Genomic DNA, 19,910 nt, shown 5'->3' on the forward strand with positions numbered 1-19,910 from the left:
CTCGTAAAGGAGGAGAGAGGATGAACGCAACAGAACAACTGGCTGCCTGGATTAAGGAAAGTTCAAATATTGTTTTTTTCGGAGGGGCCGGAACTTCAACGGAAAGCGGGATTCCCGACTTCCGCTCTGCCGCTGGTTTATACCAGACAGAGCAGCATTCACCCTATCCACCGGAAGAGCTACTGAGCCGACATTTTTTTGACCAGCATGCGGATATTTTTTATGATTTTTATCGAGGTAAAATGCTACATCCCGATGCGATGCCCAATGGCTGCCATCGACTGCTCGCCAGATTGGAGCAGGAAGGAAAACTTCAGGCGGTTATCACACAAAATATCGACGGGTTGCACCAGAAGGCTGGCAGCAGCAACGTCCTGGAGCTTCATGGTTCGATCCATCGAAACGCCTGTATGGATTGCAAGAGGTTTTACGGGTTGGATGACATTATTACGGCAAAAGATACGGTTCCTCGTTGCACTGCGTGTGGTGGCGTGATAAAGCCGGATGTTGTGCTGTATGAAGAAGAACTGGACCAGACGATATTATATCGTTCGGTTGATGTACTGTCCTCGGCGGATTTGCTGTTGGTAGGTGGAACTTCATTAACGGTGTATCCTGCCGCTCAATTGATTACGTATTTTCAAGGGAAACACACGGTCTTGCTTAATGCTACACCTACGGCTTACGACAGGCAGGCTGATTTGCTGATTACAGACCCTATTGGTGAGGTAATGAATAAGGTGGACCAGCTTCTTGGTTAAACGTAAGTCAACAATGTCCGAATAACCGCATTCTCCGGCATACGGACCGGGTACTAGAGGCGGAACCTGGGGAAAGAAGGGATTCATGATGGTCTACGTAGCCAGCGATGCACGCTACGAAACAATGAAATACAACCGCGTTGGACGTTCAGGTTTGAAACTGCCAGCGATTTCACTTGGGTTATGGCATAATTTTGGTGGCATTAATAATGCGGAGAACGGCCGTAATATGATCACCCGTTCGTTTGATCTGGGCATTACGCATTTTGATCTTGCCAACAATTATGGTCCGCCGGCAGGTTCAGCAGAGCAGTTATTCGGTCAGGTATTGGCACAGGATCTGAAGCCATATCGAGATGAACTCGTCATCTCGACCAAAGCCGGGTACTATATGTGGCCTGGACCTTACGGTGAGTGGGGTTCTCGTAAAAACCTGGTTTCCAGTCTCAATCAGAGCTTGAAGCGCATGGGTCTCGATTACGTAGACATCTTTTATTCTCATCGTTATGACCCCGAAACACCTCTGGAAGAAACGATGATGGCGCTGGACCATATTGTTCGTTCCGGCAAAGCATTGTATGTCGGCATCTCCAACTATCCTGCAGAACAGACGAAGCAGGCGGCCGAGATTCTCAAAGGCCTGGGTACTCCTTTGTTGATTCATCAACCCAAATATTCCATGCTGGATCGCTGGATTGAGGATGGCCTACAGGATGTACTTGATGAGTATGGAACAGGCAGCATCGCTTTTTGTCCATTGGCACAAGGCGTGCTCACCAATAAATATCTGAATGGCATTCCAGAAGATTCACGTGCCAAGGGCCCGTCTGTATTCTTGAATGAAAACAACATCTCGCCAGAGACATTGCGCAAAGTGCGTGCTCTGAACCAGATTGCAGCATCGCGTGGTCAGAGTCTGGCCCAATTTGCTCTGGCTTGGGTATTGCGTGATGGCAAGGTAACTTCTGCGCTGATTGGTGCAAGTCGTCCTTCGCAGATTGAAGAGAATGTGGCTGCTCTCAGCCAGTTGGAATTCTCCTCAGAGGAATTGGAGCGTATTGAATCGATTCTCCGTCCGGAACCGGATCATAAATAAAGTTCAAAAGGTGCATCTTAGCCATAATGGCGGGATGCACCTTTTTTGTTCCTTATTATGCAGACCTATGGGATAGGAGATCCTACTTTTGATTACAGGGTTACCGCTGGTTCGGTGGTACTTGGCGTGTCGCTCGATGCAAGGACCTGTTAAGGATGTTTTCCCGGTACAGACTAGGGGCTTCCCCGTGGAATCGTTTGAACTGTTTGGAGAAATACAGCGCATCTGGCAAGCCCACGGAGGCGGATACCTGTTCGATGGACAGATCCGGGCGTTCCCGCAGCAGCTGACGCGATTTATCGATTCTCAGTTTAAGCAGGTAGGTAACTGGTGATAGTCCGGTTTCCTGTTTGAAAATGCGAGACAGGTACGCACGATTATAGCCAAGACTGGCTGACATTTGCTCAATCGAGACAGGGTAGGCATATTGGGTAGACATGTATTGAATCATCTGTTTTACAGTTCTTCGTATGGAAGATTCACCTGGTATTAAGGTTTGACCCTGAGAAAGGTGATTTTGTGCCTCGGCTAGAATCATATATAACGTACCCAATGATGTAAAATGAGAGCTTTCTTTCCGCTCGGCAAAAGCCGTCTGCATCACGGATAACCAGTCGGAAATACCACAGGAAGGACCGGCATGAAAGACGGATTTCTCCGGACGGAAACCTGCTTCCTCTATATGCTTCGCAGCCTGGCTGCCGGTAAAGGCCATCCAGCGGTATTGCCAGGGATGTCGTGCATGGGATTGATAGCTTACAAGCTGTCCCGGTTGAATGAGAAAACAGTCTCCTGCGGATAGTTCGTAGGTATGTAGTTCAGTACGGAACGTACCGGCTCCTTTTTCTACATAGTGCAATAGATAATAATCGTATAGCTTAGGGCCAAGGGCGTGACCGGGAAGGGTCTGGCTTGCGCCTGCAAAGAGGACATGCAATGCCCCTTTTTCATAATAAACAGGATTGGAGGCAACCGAGTAGCTGAGTGCTCCACTTTTGCCAGAGGTTTCCGGAATATGTTTTATCGGATCCCCCGTTGCACCCGTTTTTGAAGCTTCCTTACGTTGTTCAGTCATGATGACATTCCTTTCCTTCCTGGATGTTCCATTCATTATACGTCGAAAGGTCACATTTATCCATATGGAACACACATGGTTGCATTTCAAGAGGAACCGCCTTCTTGTATAATAACATTAAGAAAACCAACAACATTGAGATGGGGTGCAGCAGCAATGAACATAAATGAATTGAAACAAAAGTTTATTGACAAGTACGGAGAGAGTGGAGCGGACATCCGTGTATTCCATGCCCCTGGGCGGGTGAATCTGATCGGTGAGCACATTGACTATAACGGGGGGTACGTGCTTCCGGCAGCGCTTGAATTCGGTACCACTTTGATTATCCGAGAGCGTGAGGACAACAAGTTGCAGTTGACTTCCACGAATATGTCCTATGAAGGAACGCTGGATACGTCCTCCATTGGCAAAGAGAAAACAGGGGAATGGACGGATTACCCGGTAGGCGTCATGGTTGAACTGCAAGGCAAAGGCGTAAAAGTAACCAAAGGTTATGACTTCCTCTATCATGGAGAAATTCCGAACGGCGCAGGACTTTCCTCTTCCGCATCGCTGGAGGTACTTACTGGGTATGCCATCCAGTCACTTGAAGGTGTTAAGGATATTGATACGGTTCAACTGGCGCTGCTGTCCCAAAAGGCAGAGAACGAATTCGTTGGCGTCAACTGTGGCATCATGGATCAGTTCGCTGTAGCTAATGGAGCAGAGGATCATGCGATCCTGCTGATGTGTGACACCCTTGAATATGAAAAAGTGCCATTCCGTACTGGCGCCTACAAGCTGGTCATTGGTAACACGAACAAACGTCGGGGGTTGGTAGACTCGGCTTATAACGAACGTCGCTCCCAATGTGAGCAGGCACTTGCCATTTTAAAAGAACAATTGCCTGCACTGAACTATCTGGCGCAACTTACACCTGAACAATTCGTTACACTGCAGGATCATATCAAGGATGAGAAGGTAAGACAGCGTGCCCAGCACGTCGTGGAAGAGAATGCACGTGTACTTGCATCGGTGGATGCACTGCGTGATAACGATCTGGAAACCTTCGGCAAGCTGATGAATGCTTCTCATGAATCGCTTCGTTATCTATATGAAGTGAGTTGCGAAGAGCTGGACGTGATGGTTGAAGAAGCTCAACGAATTCCAGGCACTCTGGGTGCACGCATGACCGGAGCAGGATTCGGAGGCTGCACAGTTTCCCTTGTGCATGAGGACGATGTAGAGCGTTTTGTAAGCGAAGTTGGAGCGGCATATGAAGCACGTACCAGTCTCAAAGGCGATTTCTATGTATGCGGAGTAGGCGACGGCGTTAAAGAATTGAAGGAGGCGAAGTAAGATGGCAATTTTGGTGACAGGTGGAGCAGGTTATATTGGTTCTCATACGGTAGCGGCTTTGTTGGAGCGTGGCGAAGAGGTCGTTGTACTGGATAACTTGCAGACAGGGCATCGTGAAGCTCTGCTGGGCGGAAAATTGTATGAAGGTGATCTGCGTGACAAGGAACTTCTGGCGAAGCTGTTCGCTGAGAATTCCATTGACGCAGTCATCCACTTTGCAGCGAACTCACTGGTTGGCGAGAGTATGAAAGATCCTGTGAAATACTATGACAACAACGTGTTTGGCACATTGTGCCTGCTGGAAGCGATGAATGCAGCGAATGTACGTCGCATCGTCTTCTCCTCCACGGCTGCTACTTATGGCGAGCCGGAGAAAGTGCCAATTGAAGAGAGCGACCGCACAGAGCCTACGAATGTTTATGGTGAAACCAAGTTGATGATGGAGCGCATGATGTCCTGGTTCGATAAAGTACAGGAAATCCAATACGTCTCCCTTCGTTACTTCAATGCTGCCGGAGCCCATGATAGCGGCAAAATCGGTGAAGATCACCAGCCGGAGAGCCACCTTATTCCACTCGTACTGCAAACGGCATTGAAACAACGTCCACACATCGCCGTGTTCGGTGATGACTATGCGACCGAAGACGGAACCTGTGTACGTGATTACATCCACGTAAGTGATCTGGCGGATGCGCATCTGCGGGCCGTAGACTATCTCCGTAAAGGAGAGAACAGCAACGTGTTCAACCTGGGCAACGGTCAAGGTTTCTCTGTTAAACAGGTTATTGAGACGGCCAAGAAAGTAACCGGACTGGATATTCCGGTTGTACAGGAACCACGTCGTGCGGGTGATCCAGCTGTACTGGTGGCTTCGTCTGCCAAAGCAAGATCCGTACTGGGCTGGAATCCGAAATGGACGAATCTTGAAGATGTCATTCAAAGTGCATGGAGCTGGCATCAGTCCCACCCTGACGGCTACGGAAAAAACTAGGAGGCGAACATCGATATGTCACAGACTCATATTGCAGCAGGCGCCACAGAGCGGACACCGGAGCAGCAGGAAGCACTGCATGCCATTGAACGTCTGGTAGCATTTGCCTTGCAGAACAAATTGATTGAAGAAGCGGATCGGGATTACAGCCGTAATCTACTACTGGAACAGTTTGGGTTCTCCGAGCCGTATGCTGGAGTATTAAACGAGATGGTGCTAGATGGACCCCAACCATTGCTGGATACGCTGATTGATTATGGATTTGAGATCGGACTTATACCTGAAAATACGGATACGTACCGCGATTTGCTCGATGCGAAAATTATGGGTCAATTGATGGCCCGTCCATCCGAGGTGGTACGCGCATTCCGTCATACAGAGCAGACTGAAGGCATCGAGGCGGCTACCTCCCAATTTTATGAGCTTTCGATTCATTCCAATTACATTCGGATGGACCGCATCTCCAAGAATGTGTATTGGACACAGGATACAGCTTATGGAGACATGGAGATTACGATTAACCTCTCCAAGCCGGAGAAAAGTCCGAAGGAAATTGCGATGGCCAAGCTGCTTCCGCCTCCGGTATATCCGAAATGCCAACTCTGTCGTGAAAATGTGGGCTATGCTGGTCGGGTCAACCACCCGGCCCGTCAAAACCTGCGTGTCATTCCATTGGAATTGAACGGCGAACCTTGGTTCTTCCAATATTCTCCATACGTGTACTACAACGAGCACTGCATTATTTTCCATCACGATCATGTGCCGATGAAATTAACCAAAGATACGCTGCGCAGGCTGCTGGCTTTCGTGGGGGAGTATCCACATTACTTTATTGGTTCCAATGCCGATCTGCCCATCGTTGGCGGCTCCATCCTGACTCATGACCACTTCCAGGGTGGGCGTCATACCTTTGCCATTCAAAATGCGAAGCCAGAGGCGGTATTCCGCCACGCTGGTTCACCGGGACTTACGCTTAGTCTTGTGAAATGGCCAATGTCCGTATTGCGACTGGCATCACAGGATCCGGCTGAGTTGCTCGAAGCGGGGAACGCTGTTTATGAAGCGTGGAAGGTATACAGCGATTCTACAGTGGAAATCGAAGCATTCAGTGAGGTTGATGGAGAGCGAATTCCACACAATACGGTAACTCCAATCGTTCGTCGTAGTTCAGACGGTGGATATGAGATGGACCTCGTTCTGCGGAACAACCGTACGAATGATGAACATCCCGAAGGAATTTTCCACCCGCATCGCGAAATGCATCATCTGAAGAAGGAGAACATTGGACTCATCGAAGTGATGGGGCTTGCAATCCTGCCAGGCCGTTTGAAAGAAGAGCTGGACAGCATCGCGGAGATTCTCGCTGGGGATACCAAACTTGCTGAGGCGGCCAAAACTTCCGAACATGTGTTGAACAAACATCTGGGCTGGGCAGAAGAATTGATCGAACGTTTCGGTCCAAACCTGAACAAGGAGCAAGCCGTCGCGCTTGTGCAACAGGAAGTAGGCTTGAAATTTGCCGAGATTCTGGAGCATGCAGGTGTGTACAAATATGATGAGGCAGGGCGCCAAGCCTTCCGTCGTTTTGTAAGTAGTATGGGGTATACCGAATAGTAGTCAACAACTAACCAAAACACCCGCCCAATCATGAGCGGGTGTTCTTGTCGTTCTTGACATTTGTGTGCATTGGAATGAACTTCCGGGCCAGTTATAATAGAGGGAAGTCCTAGAGTACCACAATGAATTGAGGAAATGGGGTTAATAATATGGAAAAGCAGGCATTGGATATTCCGTTGATCACAGATGCTGAGGAACTGCAAGGCATGGTGGGTGAACCGCATGAACATGTGCGTAACAAGGCAATCTCATTTGTGGATTCACATGTTCAGAACTTTCTATCCATATCACCATTATTTTTCCTCTCCACGTCCGATCGTGATGGGAAAAGTGATGTGTCACCCCGGGGCGATGGAGCGGGATTCGTAAAAGTTTATGATACATACCGGCTCATTTATCCCGAACGCCCAGGCAATCGGCGGATAGACTCCTTGTTGAACATTTTGTCTAACCCTAGTATTGGCATGCTCTTTTTGATTCCGGGTCTGAATGAAGTGCTGCGCATTAATGGTACAGCGTCCATTACCAAGGATGAAGAATTTATCGCGAGTATGGGCTGGAGCGGTAAAACCATTGGGGCAGCTGTCATTGTGGATGTGGAAGAATGCTTCATTCATTGTCCACGAGCGTTTAAACAAGCGGGATTATGGTCGTCTGAGACATGGGTGGATAAGGAAAGCCTGCCTTCAACCAGTGAAATGTTCCGTGCACACTTGCAAATCAACGGGTTGCTATAAAGTGAGTGACTATCGATTTGTTTTTGTATAATCGGGGTACTATAATGGGAGTTGCACTAAAATATGAATCTCCATTGGAGGCGACATAGATATGAGATCTTTTCAATTTTATAATCCAACCCGATTGATTTTCGGTAAAGGTCAGCTGGAAGCACTGAAAACTGAAGTGCCGAAATACGGCAAACGGGTTCTGCTTGTATATGGTGGCGGCAGTATCAAACGTAGCGGTTTGTACGATCAGGTGATCGGTTTGTTGAAGGAAGTAGGAGCTGAAGTTACGGAGCTGGCTGGTGTAGAACCGAACCCACGTCTTTCGACGGTGCACAAAGGTGTAGACCTCTGCAAAACGAACAACATTGACCTGGTCCTCGCTGTAGGTGGCGGCAGTGTACTGGATTGTGCAAAAGCAATTGCCGTAGGTGCCAAGTATGACGGCGACATGTGGGACTTTGCTCAGCGCAAAGCCGTTGCACAGGACGCTCTTCCGCTCGGTACCGTGCTGACAATGGCTGCAACTGGTTCCGAAATGAACTCCGGTTCGGTAATCACGAATCAAGATACACAGGAGAAGTTGGGCTGGGGCAGTGCGTATTCGTTCCCTGCGTTCTCGATCCTTGATCCGGTAAATACATATACTGTTCCTCTGGACCAAACGGTTTATGGCATGGTTGATATGATGTCCCACGTACTGGAGCATTACTTCCATCTGGATGCCAACACACCGGTTCAGCTCGGGTTCTGTGAGACGATTCTGCGCACAGTTATGGATGCAGCGCCTCGTCTGGTTGAAGACCTGGAGAACTATGAACTGCGTGAAATGATTCTGTACTGCGGAACAATGGCATTGAACGGCGTACTGAACATGGGTCTCGCTGGTGACTGGGCTACTCACAATATTGAACACGCGGTATCCGCAGTGTATGATATTCCTCATGGCGGAGGGCTCGCGATTCTGTTCCCGCATTGGATGAAGCATAATGTGGACGTAAATGTGGATCGTTTCAAACGTCTGGCGATCAATGTGTTCGAAGTTAATCCTGAAGGTAAATCGGACAAACAGATTGCTGAAGAAGGTATTGATGCGTTGAGCAAATTCTGGACATCCATTGGTGCGCCTAACCGTCTGGCTGATTATGATATCGATGACAGCCAAATCGAAGTGATGGCTGACAAAGCCATGCTCTTCGGCCCATTTGGTAACTTCAAAAAATTGCAACGTGAAGATGTTGTATCCATCTACAAAGCTTCTCTGTAAATATAAAACATAAAAACACAATAATATGATCTGAAACCGCACGTCTCCTTTAACGGAGATTTGCGGTTTTTTGTTGTGAATAAGAGCGAATTGGAGAATGTTCCAGGAACTGGACCATATTACTGTGAGAATAACCATTATCGGGTCTAGGATACAAATGAGGAAAGATTTTGAAACATAACGGCACCTTGCTACGTATTTATTTACATGAGGAATGCCCAGTTGGATGGAATTGCGGCAGAAGAGAGGAGGAACAGGGAATGGAGTCAATCTATTGGGGGTGTCTAATCGGAGGAGCCATATTTGCAGTCGTCAGTCTTGTGCTAGGTGACTTGATTGATGGCTTGCTGGACGGGGCCTTTGAATTGCCAGGCCTTGATTTTTTCAAACCTGTTGTGCTAGCTGGTTCTATAACCACCTTTGGCGGAGCCGGTATTATGCTGACACGTTATAGCTCGATAAGTGCAATTTCGGCACTGATACTATCCCTGCTTATAGGTATTGCTGCAGCCATGCTGGTATTCTTTGCATATATCAAGCCGATGCGTAACAGTGACGTTTCCATTGCGTTTTCAATGAAAGAGCTCTCCGGGAAAATTGGAGAAATCACCATTCCGGTACCGGAAAAAGGTTTTGGTGAAGTCATGATCAAGATTGCTGCCGGTAATACGGTGCACACGGCATCCAGCTTTGAACATCGTCCCATTGCGGCGGGAGCGCGTGTTGTAGTTGTGGATGTAACCGAAGGTGTACTGCGTGTATCGGAATGGGATGAAGATGTACTTAAAGATGTTTAAGGAAGTTTAACCGTTAGCAGTGTAAGCAGTCATATATGAATAAGGGGAGAGATGTGGAATGGGTGATTTGAATTTGGATATGGATGTTTTGTTGATTCCTGCAATTGTTGTCGGTGTTATTCTGATTCTTGGTTTGGCGTTCTGGGCGAGATACAAAACGGTTGGGCCGGATGAAGCCATGATCGTTACGGGTTCATTCCTTGGAAGCAAAAATATTTCCGACGATGACTCCGGACGAAAAATTAAAATTGTTCGTGGAGGCGGCGCATTTATCTTGCCAGTGTTCCAGCAGTCAGAGTTTATCTCGCTGTTGTCCCATAAGCTGGACGTTTCCACACCGGAAGTATACACGGAACAAGGCGTACCGGTCATTGCTGATGGTGTCGCCATTATCAAGGTTGGAAGCTCTGTAGAAGATGTGGCTACTGCAGCCGAGCAATTCATCGGTAAGCCGGTAGAATCGTTAAGAGGCGAAGCACAGGAAGTTCTGGAAGGGCATTTGCGGGCCATCCTCGGAACGATGACGGTGGAAGAAGTATACCGTAACCGCGATCGCTTCGCACAAGAGGTTCAAGGTGTAGCTGCCAGAGATTTGAAAAAAATGGGACTGCAAATTGTCTCTTTTACTATCAAAGATGTTCGTGACAAACAAGGTTATCTGGATGCCCTCGGTAAACCGAGAATAGCAGCCGTCAAGCGGGATGCTGAAATTGCGGAAGCGGAAGCGATGCGGGATGCGCGTATTCAGAAGGCCAATGCGGAAGAGCAAGGGCAAAAAGCAGAGTTGCTGCGTGATACGAATATCGCTGAAGCTGCAAAAGAGAAGGAACTGAAAGTAGCGACGTTTAAGCGGGATCAGGATACTGCTAAAGCGGAAGCGGATCAGGCGTACCATATTCACGAAGCACGTGCGAGACAAACCGTGGTGGAAGAAGAAATGAAAGTTGAACTCGTTCGTAAAGAACGTGAGATTGATCTGCAAGAGAAAGAAATTATCGTACGTGAGAAACAATATGATGCTGAAGTGAAGAAAAAGGCGGAAGCGGATCGTTATGCGGTGGAGCAGGCTGCCGAAGCGGATAAAGCCAAAAGAATGCGTGAAGCCGATGCAGTACAGTACTCCATTGAAACGCATGCAAAAGCTACTGCTGAGCAGAAGCGTCTTGAAGGTCAAGCGATGGCGGATGCTGAACGCGCCAAAGGTACAGCGGATGCAGAGGTCATTCGTCTCCGGGGTCTGGCGGAAGCAGAAGCGAAAGAAAAACTGGCCGAGGCGTTCCAAAAGTTCGGCGAAGCTGCCGTGCTCGATATCATTGTCAAAATGCTGCCTGAACTTGCTGGTAAAATTGCAGAGCCGATCTCCGCGATTGATAAGCTGACCGTTGTGGACACAGGGAAGGGTGAAGGCGCCACTCGTGTAAGTAATTATGTAACTGAGCTCATGGCGACAGCTCCCGAGATGCTCAAAAGTGTCTCCGGCATTGATGTGGAGCAGTTAATTAAAGGTCTCACCAAGCCTAGAACAACAGCACCGGTTGCTATCCAACAGAGTGAACCTGTAACGACTCCCTCTATAATCGATAAGATTGTGGAAAAAGCTGGAGTTGACGAGTAAGACAACGAATTATAAAGCAGTCATGCTCTATTGACCTTAAGGCGAATTTTTGTTACTTTTTAAGCGAGACGTCCGGCGCGGTTTGCCCGCTTCCGGATGTCTTTTCTTTCTTACTAGGGTGTGACTGAATCACACCTAAGATGGTGTGAAAAAGAGGTGCAAATATTGAGTAGCCTGCAAGTAGCCAAAGCGCTAAATAATAATGTAATTATTGCACAGCATCCTGAACATGGAGAAGTTGTCGTGATTGGTAAAGGCATCGGCTTCAATCGGAAAACAAATGATATTATTCCACTGATGGCTGTGGAGAAGATGTTCATTTTGAGAAACCAACAGGAGCAGGAGCAGTATAAGCAGCTTTTACCACAAGTGGATGAAGCATTGATCGAAATTATTAACGAAGTCATTACGTATATTGCAGAACGTACGGATGTTCCTTTAAACGAACATATTCATATCGCGTTGACCGACCATATTTCTTTTGCATTAAAACGGAAAGAACAAGGGATTGTTATCCAGAATCCGTTTCTATATGAGACCCGTGAAATTTATCCTGACGAATATCGCATGGGTGAATATGCGGTTCGTTTGATTAAAGAAAAACTGGGTGTAGATCTGGGAATGGATGAAATCGGTTTTATTGCGCTTCACATCTACAGTGCCATGACCAACCAAAATATTTCCCAAGTTCGCGAGCATTCGCAATTGATAACCGATTTGGTGAGCCTGGTGTCCACCCAACTGGATTATTCTTTTGAGACCGAGTCACTGGATTATTCCCGGTTACTGACTCATCTTCGATTTGCCTTGGAGCGTGTCCGTCGGGGAGACAAAGTGGAAGAAATCCATAAATTGGATTCCTTGTTGAAGTTGGAATATCCTGAAATGTACTCGCTTGCATGGAAGCTAACGAAGGTGATGGAAAAAAGGTTGAATCTTCCTGTATACCCTGCTGAAGTAGGGTATCTAACCATTCATTTGCAGCGCTTGAATCAAAGGAAAGAAGAAGAGAGTAAGTGAAATATTTCCACTAGTGGAACTCTAATTTGAGAAATTTCGTGTAAAGGCTTGCATCGTTTTTGAAGTGGTGCTACAATGGTCTCCGTAATCAAGCAACTGAATAAACACAAACGACGTGTTACTGATTCGATCAGGCATGAGTTATCTAGAGCGTGATTGTTCTTACCTTATACCGGGTATGCTATACCCGAAGGTTGGACCAATTTGCTTTGTTAACTCGTGCCTTTTTTGTTTTCCCTTGCTTGCATCACAACATAAAAATTTAAAAGAAAGGGTGGATACGACGCAATGTTTAAAAAGCTTTTTGGTGTATTGCAAAGAGTAGGTAAAGCTCTTATGTTACCTGTAGCAATCTTGCCAGCGGCAGGTTTATTGCTAGGGATCGGTAACATGCTTGTGAATCCAGATTTTCTGCAGTATGCAACAGCGCTAGATACCCCATGGGTAAGCTCAATCGCGACGATTATGATGAATGCGGGTCAGATCGTATTTGATAATCTGGCATTGCTGTTCGCTGTCGGTGTAGCCGTCGGGCTGGCCGGAGGCGAAGGTGTCGCAGGTCTTGCGGCCATCATCGGTTACTTGGTCATGAACGTGACTCTGGGTACGGCTGTTGGTGTTACGCCAGCCATGATCGGCGAAGTACCGGGCTATGCCAGCATCTTGGGTATCCCTACATTGAGTACAGGTGTGTTCGGAGGTATTATCATTGGTATTACCGCCGCGCTATGTTACAATCGATTTTTCAAAATCGAACTGCCGTCTTACCTCGGTTTCTTTGCAGGTAAACGATTTGTCCCAATTATCACTTCAGTCGTTTCCCTCTTAATCGGGCTGCTTCTGGTGATCATCTGGCCTCCGATTCAAAATGGGCTGAATGCTGTATCTCACTTCATGGTAGATACAAGTCCGACATTATCGGCATTCATTTTCGGAGTAGTAGAACGGTCACTTATTCCGTTCGGTCTGCATCACATTTTCTATTCACCATTCTGGTTTGAGTTCGGTGAATATGTGAACAAAGCTGGAGATGTCATTCGTGGAGACCAGCAAATCTTCTTCAATCAACTGCGAGATGGTGTGAATCTCACAGCGGGAACGTTCCAAGTTGGTAAATTCCCGTTCATGATGTTCGGTTTGCCAGCTGCGGCGCTTGCGATGTACCATGAAGCAAGACCGGAGCACAAAAAGTATGTTGCAGGGATCATGGGTTCAGCTGCGCTGACTTCGTTCCTCACAGGGATTACAGAACCGCTTGAGTTCTCATTCCTGTTTGTAGCGCCAATCCTGTTTGCAGTACACTGTATCTTTGCAGGTTTGTCTTTCATGACGATGCAAATTCTTGGAGTCAAAATCGGGATGACATTCTCCGGTGGATTCATTGACTTCCTAATCTTCGGGATTATCCCGAACCGCACACCTTGGTGGGATGTTATCATCGTAGGTTTGATTCTTGCAGTGATCTACTATTTCGGATTCCGATTGATCATTCGCAAATTCAACCTCAAAACACCAGGTCGTGAAGAGGCAACCCCTGAAACAGCTTCGGGTGGTGCAGGCTCAGGTTCAACGGATGATCTGCCTCACAATATTCTTGCTGCCTTCGGCGGACAAGAAAATATCAAACATCTGGATGCCTGCATTACTCGTTTGCGGATTGAAGTAAATGAGAAATCCAGTGTAAATAAAGATCGTTTGAAACAATTGGGTGCATCTGGCGTACTTGAAGTGGGTAATAATGTACAAGCCATCTTCGGTACACGTTCAGATACGATTAAATCTCAAATGCAGGATATCATTGCAGGACGGACACCGGCACCAGCTCCAGCAGCTGTGGCTAAGCCAGCTCCTGAACAGGAAAAGGCGCAAGGTGAAGAAGGCGAACGTATTATTGCGGAAGACATCGTTATGCCAGTTAACGGCGAATTGATGGATATCACAAACGTTCCTGATCCGGTCTTTGCTGAGAAAATGACAGGCGATGGTTTTGCTGTTCTACCTCATGATGGCAAGATTACTTCTCCTGTATATGGTAAGGTGTTTAACGTATTTCCAAGCAAACATGCCGTGGGCATTATGTCTGACGGAGGCAAGGAAGTACTTGTTCATATAGGTGTCAACACGGTGAAGCTGAAAGGTCAGGGCTTTAACGTGCTCGTGCAGGAAGGCGACCTGGTATCGGCAGGACAGCCGATTATGGAAGTGGATTTGGAGTATGTGAAAGATAACGCTCCGTCAATCATCTCTCCGGTCATTTTCACCAACCTGCCAGAAGGCTCGACAGTGACGCTTACGAAAAGTGGGTTACTGAAAATTGGCGATCAGCCGATTATTGAGATAAAATAAGAAGTGTTACGACGATGGCAAGCAAGTGTAAATATATGCAATGCCTAAACTAAATTATTGAAAGTGAGATGATTGTAATGCAACAAACATTCAGAATTACAGACGAAGATGGTATCCACGCACGTCCGGCGACAGCCCTGGTTAATACAGCAAACAAATTCAAAGGTGCAGAATCCTTTGCAGAAGCTAACGGTAAAAAAGTAACGTTGAAATCCATCCTGGGTGTGCTTTCCCTGGGTCTGGAACAAGGCGACACCATCAGCATTATCGTTGAAGGCGAAGGAGAAGCTGAAGCTCTTCAAGCTCTGACAGACGTTATGGTTAACGAAGGGCTGGGCGAAATTAATGCTTAATGTCTCTGGGATCGCGGCTTCGGCGGGTATTGCTATCGCCAAGGCGTTTATCTTGGAGCATCCCAACTACTCTGTAGAAAAACGCGAAATCAACGACGTTGACGCAGAGATCGCGAAACTCGACTCAGCTCTGGGCAAGTCCCAGGCTGAGCTTGAGGCGATCAAAGAGCGTACTTTACAAGAGCTTGGCGAGAAAAAAGCTGAGATTTTTGCTTCGCATTTGCTCATTCTAAATGACCCGGAACTGATTGATCCGGTTAAAGCGAAAATTGCAGATGATAAGATTAATGCGGAATTCGCATTGAACGAAACAGCAACGCAATTTATCGAAATGTTCGAAAACATGAAGAGTGCTTACCTGCAGGAACGTGCTGCGGATATGCGTGATGTAACCAAACGTGTGCTAAATCACTTGCTTGGTATCGAATTCATGAGTCCGGCTGAGATCAGTGAAGAAGTGATCGTGCTTGCGGAGGATCTTACGCCATCCGACACGGCTCAACTGAACCGTCAATATGTTAAAGGTTTCGCAACCAATATTGGTGGACGTACTTCTCACTCTGCGATCATGGCTCGTTCGCTTGAAATCCCGGCTGTCGTTGGAACCAAGGACATTCTGGCTCAAGCGAAACAAGGCGACATGATTATCGTTGACGGCTTGGACGGTCATGTGCTGGTTAATCCAACGGATGATGTTATTGCTGAGTATCGTTCCAAACAGGAGCAATACGATGCACAACGTGCCGAGTGGAGAAAACTACGTGATGAGCCAACGGTAACGGTGGACAACGTTCATGTGGAACTGGCAGCCAACATTGGTACACCGAATGATGTAACGGGTGTTCTGGAAAACGGCGGTGAGGCTGTAGGCCTGTACCGTACCGAGTTCCTTTACATGGGCAGAGACAAGCTTCCTTCCGAAGACATTCAGTATAATGCTTACAAAGCGGTACTGGAAAAAATGGAAGGTAAACCTGTCGTTGTTCGTACACTCGACATCGGTGGAGACAAAGAGCTTCCATACCTGGATCTGCCAAAAGAAATGAATCCATTCCTCGGTTTCCGCGCAGTTCGTCTGTGTCTGGACCGTCTGGACATTTTCCGTACTCAATTGCGTGCATTGTTGCGTGCAAGCGTACATGGTAACCTGCGTGTCATGTTCCCAATGATCGCAACACTTGGTGAATTCCGTGAAGCGAAAGCTGTCTTGCTCGAAGAGAAAGAGAAGCTGGTTGCTGAAGGTATTGCTGTTTCTGACAGCATTCAACTGGGAATCATGGTCGAAATTCCTTCGACTGCAGTTCTAGCGGATCAATTTGCCAAAGAAGTGGATTTCTTCAGTATCGGAACGAACGATCTGATTCAATACACGATGGCTGCTGACCGTATGAACGAACGAGTGGCATATCTTTACCAACCTTACAACCCAGCCATTTTGCGTTTGGTTAAAATGGTTATCGATGCAGCGCATCGTGAAGGCAAATGGGTTGGCATGTGTGGTGAGATGGCCGGAGACGAAACAGCAATTCCATTGCTGCTCGGTCTTGGACTGGATGAGTTCAGCATGAGCGCAACATCTATTCTGCCAGCTCGCAGTCAGATCACCAAGCTGTCCCGTGCAGATATGCAAGAACTTGCTGCCAAAGCACTCGATATGCAAACGGCTGAACAAGTCGTTGAATTGGTTCAAAGCATTCAAGCGTAATGTAATTTTACGGGGTTTCCACCCGATTTTAAGGGTTTCTTTTTCCGATAAAAAAGCTGCAGTCGTGCAGCGATTTTGCCGGTATCTGTTGTTACAGCAGATACCGGCTTTTTTTGTTTTGAGCATTTGCATAAATCCAAAGAGCGTCTTTCAATCAGCAAGATAGAGAGCGAAAGGCTATTATTCGTCTTTTACATTTTTCGTTTGTATCTTGGTTGAAAATCATTATCATTAAGGTATTCGAACAAATTCAATCAATGGACATCATGCTGAGGGAGAAAGTAGGGTTACCATGAAGGTCAATGAAAAAAAGGCAGGCAAGATGCTTAAATATAGCAGTATCGATTCGTTTGAAGTGTCCTGGAATGGAGAAATGGTTCATGCTGCGACAGCGGAACACTTCGCTATTCTTTGTACAAGTGGCTCAGGAACTTTAGTATCGAATGAACACATATCCCGATTGAACGAAGGGGAAGTCTATTTGCTGGCTCCTGGACAGAGGTTCAAGCTGGCGGCAGATGAGCAGGCGTTAAAAGGCTGTATGGTCCGTTTCGAAGTATACGAATATGGCGGAGAACAGCAGATGATCGCTACCCATGCTTTCATGGAGGGTTTGTTTTGGTGCAAAGACCCGCAACAACTCGCGCTCTCTTGTGATCGATTGCTTCAACTGGACGTCGCTGGTGACGAGGAACACTTCAATAGACAGGCAGCATTATACGGTCTGATGACTTTACTTGTTGAAGCGGAGGCCAAGCCGGAAATCGTTGAGTCTACCGCTTCTGCGATTGCCCGTGTTGCCGATTATATGAATGAACATCTGGATCATGATTTAAAACGAGATGAATTGGCCAAGCTTGCAGGCCTGAGTCCAGGGTACTTTTCATGGGCATTTCAACAATATATAGGAAAGACTCCAACGGCCTATCTGGTGGAGGTCAGAATGAAACGGGCCAAGGAGCTCCTTTTGTCAGGCGACGGTGTAAAAGAGACCGCGGTTCGAGTGGGCTATGAAGATGAATTTTATTTTAGCCGCAGATTCAAACAGAAGATGGGGCTTTCGCCTAACGCGTTTGTCAAAAGCCGCAGATATAGTATCGCAAGTGTCTCTGATCCAATCTCGGGCAGTTTACTGGCACTTGGGCTGCTTCCGAAAGCTGCTGCCTTTTATCCAAATCATGAATTATACAACCGAATGACCCGCCTACACTCTTATGAGCTGGGGGAAGGGCAGATCTGGCAAGAAAATGTGGATCAATTGCGTGCGTCGGAGCCGGAGCTTATTTTCTGCACTGACATTCTGGCTGAGCGGGCGCGAAAAGAGCTGGAACAGATTGCGCCGACAGTTGCCATCCCTTGGTTATCCGCAGACTGGCGCGAGCAGCTTCGAATGATTGCAGAAGTCATGGAGCATCGGGCGGAGGCGGAGACGTGGCTGTCTGAATACGATGGCAAGGCAGAAGCTGTCTACCGCAAAGTAAGACGTAACATCGGTGGAGCTACCGTCAACATATGGCGTATCACGGATTCGGAATATCGGATATATGGCAAACGCAATGCTGGCGCGGTCCTTTATGATGATTTTAGATTGGCAGCTACGCATCGTCTCGATGACATCAATGTTTTTGAAGCGGTGACTAAAGAAGCTCTGGAAAAATACGACGCAGATATGCTGATTATCATGGTAGATTCCACACAGCAGGCGGCCCGGGAATGGAAGGCGCTTCAGGCCAGCGCACAGTGGCATCGTTTGACAGCAGTTCGGCATGGACATGTGTACGAGGTGGGGACAGAAAAATTGTTTGAGTATTCAGCATGGTCGCATGATCGGGCGCTGTCCTATTTTATGCGGTTATTTGGCTGACTAAAGTCCAGTTCACTCCGTTTAAATATCCATGTTTAGCGGAAGCAATGAATGATATGATACGTATTGAGAAAGAAAATCATTATCAGTGTAAAGAAGAGGTGATATTCCATTTCTGGAAAGCCGCCTTGGAATCTGGAGCAATTGTTTGAAGTACCTCGATTATACCCGGTTTCAGAAGATCAACATACCGGCGTACATGCCTGCTTCTATGAGGGTGTGTCATATAAAGGTCGGGCTACTCGCATATTTGCCTACTACGGCATTCCGCGTCCGGTCTCTCCTAACGAGGTAGTTCCCGCGGTGATTCTGGTTCACGGTGGTGCGGGAACAGCTTTTAGCAGTTGGGTGAAAGAATGGATGGCACGAGGGTATGCTGCGATAGCCGTGGATCTGGAAGGGCATGTTCCATTCGGGGATGAGGAGCACACCGAACGGATGGAATGGCCTTCACATTCATGGAGTGGTCCCGAGAAACAGGGTGTATTTGCAGATTACGAACAGCCTGTTGAAGATCAATGGATGTATCATGCCGTAGCCGCTGTAATATTGGCTCATTCATTGCTCCGCTCTTTTCAGGGTGTAGACAAGCAGTGTATAGGTATAACAGGAATTTCATGGGGAGGCATCATCACAAGTTTGGTTGCGGGGTTAGACACCAGGCTTTCTTTTGCCATGCCCGTTTATGGCTGTGGGTATCTGCATGAACCGGGTTCCTATTATGGGCTTAGCTTTGCATCGATGCCGGAGGCAGAGGCAGAACGTATTCGTCTATTGTGGGATCCATCCACTTATCTGTCTGAAAGCCGCTTGCCGATGTTATGGCTTAACGGTAGTAATGATACCCATTTTCCGTTGAGCATATTTAATAAGTCTTATGAACAGCATCTGGAGTGCCATCCTAACAACAACAACAGCAGACTAAGCCTTCACCCGGGTCTCGGGCATTCTTATAAGGAGGCATGGGCATGCGAGGAGGTCTTCGCTTTTGCGGACAGCATGGTTAAAGTGAAACCTGCGCTTATTGAAATATGTGAGGAGAAGCACGAGGACGGTTGGTTTGTCGTTCGGTATGATTCATGCCTTCCTGTCCTAGAGGCCAATCTTTATTGGTGCGTGGATGATCATAATTGGAGAACCGCAAGATGGGAGTCTATTCCCGCTTCGTTGGATAGGGCGAACTGCAAGGCGTTCATACGTCTTCCACAGCATGGGAGTTTGTTTTTTATGAATCTAAGAAATGAAATGGGCTGGATCACAAGCACACGTGTAATGAAAAATGAGAGAATCGCAGAAAACAAAATAAAAGAATAACGAATGAATAAGGGGATTTGTAGAAC

At 47.2% G+C, this 19,910-nt stretch carries 16 protein-coding genes; 15 read left to right on the plus strand and 1 reads right to left on the minus strand.

The genetic code is table 11. The features are described from left to right. Positions 1-20 precede the first annotated feature (20 nt). Together ACR1R9_RS02885 and mgrA are read left to right on the plus strand one after the other, a co-directional pair. On the plus strand, positions 21-761 hold the full coding sequence (locus ACR1R9_RS02885) for an NAD-dependent protein deacylase (protein ID WP_076287779.1): 741 nt from the start codon (positions 21-23) through the stop codon (positions 759-761). Positions 762-849: 88 nt separating this feature from the next. Next, positions 850-1,857 (plus strand): L-glyceraldehyde 3-phosphate reductase, encoded by a 1,008-nt coding sequence (gene mgrA / locus ACR1R9_RS02890; RefSeq protein ID WP_063566864.1) that lies wholly within the window; start codon positions 850-852, stop codon positions 1,855-1,857. A 100-nt stretch (positions 1,858-1,957) separates the two neighbouring features. Here mgrA and ACR1R9_RS02895 read toward each other — a convergent pair whose 3' ends face one another. Continuing rightward, positions 1,958-2,932, minus strand: coding sequence for an AraC family ligand binding domain-containing protein (locus ACR1R9_RS02895; RefSeq protein WP_433921808.1), 975 nt, complete (start codon positions 2,930-2,932; stop codon positions 1,958-1,960). A gap of 156 nt (positions 2,933-3,088) precedes the next feature. Here ACR1R9_RS02895 and ACR1R9_RS02900 point away from each other — a divergent pair, with 156 nt between their 5' ends. From ACR1R9_RS02900 to ACR1R9_RS02960, 13 genes are all read left to right on the plus strand, one after another. Then, entirely contained in the window at positions 3,089-4,270 is a 1,182-nt protein-coding gene (locus ACR1R9_RS02900) for a galactokinase (RefSeq protein WP_433921807.1), read from the plus strand. A gap of 1 nt (position 4,271) precedes the next feature. Then, positions 4,272-5,261: a UDP-glucose 4-epimerase GalE gene (galE, locus tag ACR1R9_RS02905; protein WP_433921806.1), complete on the plus strand. Its 990-nt coding sequence runs from the start codon at positions 4,272-4,274 to the stop codon at positions 5,259-5,261. A 15-nt stretch (positions 5,262-5,276) separates the two neighbouring features. Beyond that, positions 5,277-6,875: a UDP-glucose--hexose-1-phosphate uridylyltransferase gene (locus tag ACR1R9_RS02910; RefSeq protein WP_433921805.1), complete on the plus strand. Its 1,599-nt coding sequence runs from the start codon at positions 5,277-5,279 to the stop codon at positions 6,873-6,875. A gap of 152 nt (positions 6,876-7,027) precedes the next feature. Beyond that, entirely contained in the window at positions 7,028-7,615 is a 588-nt protein-coding gene (locus ACR1R9_RS02915; RefSeq protein WP_433921804.1) for an MSMEG_1061 family FMN-dependent PPOX-type flavoprotein, read from the plus strand. A 91-nt stretch (positions 7,616-7,706) separates the two neighbouring features. Further along, positions 7,707-8,870: an iron-containing alcohol dehydrogenase gene (locus ACR1R9_RS02920; RefSeq protein WP_433921803.1), complete on the plus strand. Its 1,164-nt coding sequence runs from the start codon at positions 7,707-7,709 to the stop codon at positions 8,868-8,870. 260 nt (positions 8,871-9,130) lie between these two features. Then, the gene (locus ACR1R9_RS02925; protein WP_063566870.1) at positions 9,131-9,667 is read left to right on the plus strand and encodes a protease; all 537 of its coding nucleotides are present in this window, start codon (positions 9,131-9,133) and stop codon (positions 9,665-9,667) included. A 58-nt stretch (positions 9,668-9,725) separates the two neighbouring features. Continuing rightward, positions 9,726-11,282: a flotillin family protein gene (locus tag ACR1R9_RS02930; protein WP_076287785.1), complete on the plus strand. Its 1,557-nt coding sequence runs from the start codon at positions 9,726-9,728 to the stop codon at positions 11,280-11,282. A gap of 165 nt (positions 11,283-11,447) precedes the next feature. Then, positions 11,448-12,302 carry a glucose PTS transporter transcription antiterminator GlcT gene (gene glcT, locus ACR1R9_RS02935; protein WP_063566872.1) on the plus strand — a complete coding sequence of 285 codons (855 nt, stop codon included), beginning with the start codon at positions 11,448-11,450 and terminating at the stop codon, positions 12,300-12,302. Between the two features lie 288 nt (positions 12,303-12,590). After that, complete coding sequence (gene ptsG / locus ACR1R9_RS02940; RefSeq protein WP_433921802.1) at positions 12,591-14,648, plus strand: glucose-specific PTS transporter subunit IIBC; 2,058 nt, start codon at positions 12,591-12,593, stop codon at positions 14,646-14,648. A 77-nt stretch (positions 14,649-14,725) separates the two neighbouring features. Beyond that, positions 14,726-15,001 (plus strand): HPr family phosphocarrier protein, encoded by a 276-nt coding sequence (locus ACR1R9_RS02945; RefSeq protein ID WP_036617010.1) that lies wholly within the window; start codon positions 14,726-14,728, stop codon positions 14,999-15,001. Continuing rightward, positions 14,994-16,706 carry a phosphoenolpyruvate--protein phosphotransferase gene (ptsP, locus tag ACR1R9_RS02950; protein ID WP_076287787.1) on the plus strand — a complete coding sequence of 571 codons (1,713 nt, stop codon included), beginning with the start codon at positions 14,994-14,996 and terminating at the stop codon, positions 16,704-16,706. The genes ACR1R9_RS02945 and ptsP overlap by 8 nt, the downstream gene beginning before the upstream one ends. Positions 16,707-16,998: 292 nt before the next feature. After that, on the plus strand, positions 16,999-18,570 hold the full coding sequence (locus ACR1R9_RS02955; protein WP_433921801.1) for an AraC family transcriptional regulator: 1,572 nt from the start codon (positions 16,999-17,001) through the stop codon (positions 18,568-18,570). 144 nt (positions 18,571-18,714) lie between these two features. Continuing rightward, positions 18,715-19,884 carry an alpha/beta hydrolase family protein gene (locus tag ACR1R9_RS02960; protein ID WP_433921800.1) on the plus strand — a complete coding sequence of 390 codons (1,170 nt, stop codon included), beginning with the start codon at positions 18,715-18,717 and terminating at the stop codon, positions 19,882-19,884. Positions 19,885-19,910: the final 26 nt, after the last annotated feature.

Source organism: Paenibacillus taichungensis, assembly GCF_050994985.1.
Lineage (GTDB): Bacteria > Bacillota > Bacilli > Paenibacillales > Paenibacillaceae > Paenibacillus > Paenibacillus taichungensis.